This window comes from Flavobacterium sp. (genome assembly GCF_035456225.1).
Lineage (GTDB): Bacteria > Bacteroidota > Bacteroidia > Flavobacteriales > Flavobacteriaceae > Flavobacterium.
Genome location: NZ_DATIDM010000218.1, coordinates 1 through 3731 on the forward strand (window position 1 = coordinate 1; position 3731 = coordinate 3731).

Consider the following 3731-nt stretch of genomic DNA (forward strand, 5'->3'; position numbering starts at 1 on the left):
GCCTGATGAACTGGCAAAATTCGGCACTTTCGAAACTAGCAAAACAAAAATGGATCAAATTTTCAAAATCGGATACGAGGCAGCTAAAAAATCATACGAAGAACTTCTGCCATAAATTTCATCTAACCTCTTTTAAAAAAAGAGATTATAACTATATTTGCACCACTAAACGAATCATCGTAATGAAATACAATAGAATTCTTCTGAAATTGAGTGGCGAAGCGCTAATGGGAGATAACCAATATGGCATCGACCCAAAACGCCTGGCGGAATATGCTGCTGAAATAAAACAAATCCACGACAAAGGCATTCAAATTGCAATTGTAATTGGAGGCGGCAATATTTTCAGAGGGGTAGCCGGAGCCAGTAATGGAATGGACCGTGTACAAGGCGATTATATGGGAATGCTGGCAACCGTTATTAATGGGATGGCCTTGCAGGGTGCTTTGGAAGCAACCGGAATGCAGACGCGTTTACAAACCGCTTTAAAAATCGAAGCCATCGCCGAACCATACATCAAAAGAAGAGCTGTACGCCATTTGGAGAAAAACCGAATCGTAATTTTTGGTGCGGGTACAGGAAATCCCTATTTCACAACAGATACTGCAGCGGTTTTAAGAGGAATTGAAGTAGATTGTGATGTAATTTTGAAAGGAACCCGAGTAGACGGTGTGTATGATTCTGATCCGGAAAAAAATGCCAATGCCATTAAATTCGACAACATTTCTTTTGATGATGTCCTGAGCAAAGGATTAAACATCATGGACACAACAGCTTTCACATTAAGTCAGGAAAACAAATTACCGATTATCGTTTTCGACATGAACAAACCAGGCAATTTATTGAAAGTTTGTGAAGGCCAAAACGTTGGAACAACTGTTAATATTTAATATTGATTTATAAAAATTAGTATCATGACCGAAGAAATTATTTTCATCTTAGATAGCACTAAAGAATCGATGAACGGTTCTGTGGCCCATTTGGAAAAATCATTTTTAAACATTCGTGCCGGAAAAGCTTCTCCACAGATGTTGGGAAGCGTTTTTGTGGATTATTACGGCTCACAAACACCACTTTCACAGGTAGCTAATGTAAATACACCCGATGCAAGAACCATCACGGTTACGCCATGGGAAAAAGCGATGTTGCATCCTATCGAAAAAGCCATTATGATAGCCAATCTTGGTTTCAACCCGATGAACAACGGTGAAAACATTATCATCAGTGTACCGCCACTAACCGAAGAGCGTCGTAAAGATCTGGTAAAACAAGCCAAAGCAGAAGCAGAAGACGCGAAAGTAAGTATCCGAAATGCGCGAAAAGATGCCAATACCGACATCAAAAAATTAGAAAAAGAAGGAACTTCGGAAGATATCTGTAAAACCGCAGAAGATGATGTTCAGAAACTTACGGATTCTTTTATCAAAAAAATCGAAGAGCATTTGGCAATTAAAGAAGCCGAAATCATGAAAGTATAGTTTATAAATCCCGGTTTTTTATCGGGATTTTTTATTTCATAACTTTAGCTACCTTTACACATCCAATCCGAAAGCTTATCCGCATTTTGAAGCGATTTTTTTTCTTTTTGTTTTTCCTTTTCAGCATTTTGACCAATGCTCAACACCCCGTTTCAGGTATTGTTCGAGGAAGCAACGAAAAACCGCTGCCCTTTGCAACGATTCACCTTAACAACGGAAAAACCATCATTGTGGATGTCGACGGGAAATTCATCATAGAAAACACATCCGAAGCAACATACTTTACTGTTTCTTATACCGGATATTTACCTGAAAAAGTACTTCTGAAAGCCAATCAGAAATTTTATGAGGTAAAACTGAAAGAGAAATCCCAACAACTCGATGAACTGGTTATTGGAGAAAATCCGGCGTTAGAGGTCATCCGAAGAACAATCGCCTCCAAAAACAGCAATGATCCGGAGAAAAAACTCAACAGCTTCCAGTTTAAAATGTACAACAAACTGATTATCACGGCCAACCCGGATTCTATCAGTGGGAAAATTGACTCGGTCTTTATTTATGAAAAAATCGGAGCCCGATTTCAAAAACTGGATTCTTCCGATTTCAAACTCAAAAAAATCATTCAGAAACAACACCTCTATCAAACCGAAAAAGTTTCTGAAATACAGTTCAATAAAAAACAGGGACGAAAAGAAACCGTTTTAGCCACACGTATGGCCGGTTTTAAACAACCCATCTATGAATTCATCGGTTTACAGCTGCAATCTTTTTCTGCTTATGAAGATAAAATAGTACTCTTCGAAACCAAATATGCCAATCCCATTGCAGACGATGCGCTGAATCACTACAATTATAAAATCCTCGACACTGTTTTCCTAGGCAACAGAAAAGCCTACATGATTCACTTCAAACACAAGATTCAAAAGAAGAAATCAAAACTGGAAGGGATATTGTATATTGATAGGGAAAGTTACGCCATTGCAAAAACAATATACCGTTTCAAAGGAATTTTAGATATCAGCGCGACCAATCATTTTACCTATTACAAAGAAGAAGAAACCTGGTTTCCGGATAAAAATGTGTTTAAAATCGTAAAAGGCACCAATAATGACGATGTGAAAATTTTGGGTGAAACCATCAAGTTCACCAATGAAGAGGAAGAAGAGACTTCCAAAAAGCAAAAAAAATCGGGTTCTGATTACATTTACATCCTTTCCGAATCCAAAAATTTCGAAACTGAATTCAACAAACCGGTAACTATTAAGCATCCGTATATCTCCATAGATATAAACGAAGAAGCCATCTCCAAAAATGAAAGTTACTGGACCCCGTTCCGAAAAGACAGCTTGGACATTCGAAGTATGAAAACCTATTCGACATTAGACAGTCTGGTTTCCAAAGAAGGTTACGAACAAAAAATTAAGATTGGCCGAAAAGTGATCAATGGGTTTGTTCCCATTGGCCCTATTGACTTGGATTTGCGTCAACTGATAAAATACAACAACTACGAAGGGTTCCGATTTGGTCTTGGTGGAGTAACCAACGATAATTTTTCAAAGATAATTCGTCTGAACGGTTATGGCGCCTACGGATTGAGAGACGATCAGTTTAAATTCAGCATTGGGGAAGCAACCCGGCTTCACAATTTTTCCAGCACTTGGCTAGGCGTTTCATATACGGATGACCTGCAGGAGATCGGTAGTACCATTTTCGACATTGACCGGAAAAAATTCAGGCTTTATGACCCCAGACCTTTCAACTTAACAACCTTTTACAGTCATAAAACCTGGAAAACGTATCTGGAAACTAAATTTTTTCCGAAGACTGAAAGCATCTGGCAGTTTTCACGAACGGAAATCGACCCAAAATTCGATTATTCCTTTTACGCCAATGGCATCACCTACACTGATTATACTATTTCGATGGCTTCCGTTTCCGTGCAATGGAACCCGTTTAGCGACTATATGCAAACGCCTGCAGGAAGATTAGAATCGAAAAAAAGATTTCCGAAATTTACTTTTCAAATCGCCAAAACCTTACCGGGAGTATTCGGAAACGATTTGGATTTTGCCAAATTCGACTTTAAAACCGAAATCGAAAAACAATATCTTGATGGTCAGAAAACCTCCTTCCTTGTTCAGGCAGGTATTGCCGTTGGCGACATTCCGATAACGCATCTGTACAGTATTTCACCGAACACCATGGACCGAGATGCCGTTTTACAGCGAATCAACTTTGCCGGTAAAAACAGTT

At 38.8% G+C, this 3731-nt stretch carries 3 protein-coding genes; all 3 read left to right on the forward strand.

Annotation, left to right across the window (positions count from 1 at the left end):
* The first annotated feature begins 182 nt into the window (after positions 1-182).
* Positions 183-890, forward strand: coding sequence for a UMP kinase (pyrH, locus tag VLB74_RS12675; protein WP_325203821.1), 708 nt, complete (start codon positions 183-185; stop codon positions 888-890).
* Between the two features lie 24 nt (positions 891-914).
* The gene (gene frr, locus VLB74_RS12680; protein WP_325203822.1) at positions 915-1478 is read left to right on the forward strand and encodes a ribosome recycling factor; all 564 of its coding nucleotides are present in this window, start codon (positions 915-917) and stop codon (positions 1476-1478) included.
* An 86-nt stretch (positions 1479-1564) separates the two neighbouring features.
* The coding region (locus VLB74_RS12685) for a DUF5686 family protein (protein WP_325203823.1) at positions 1565-3731 on the forward strand (2167 nt) is incomplete at its 3' end.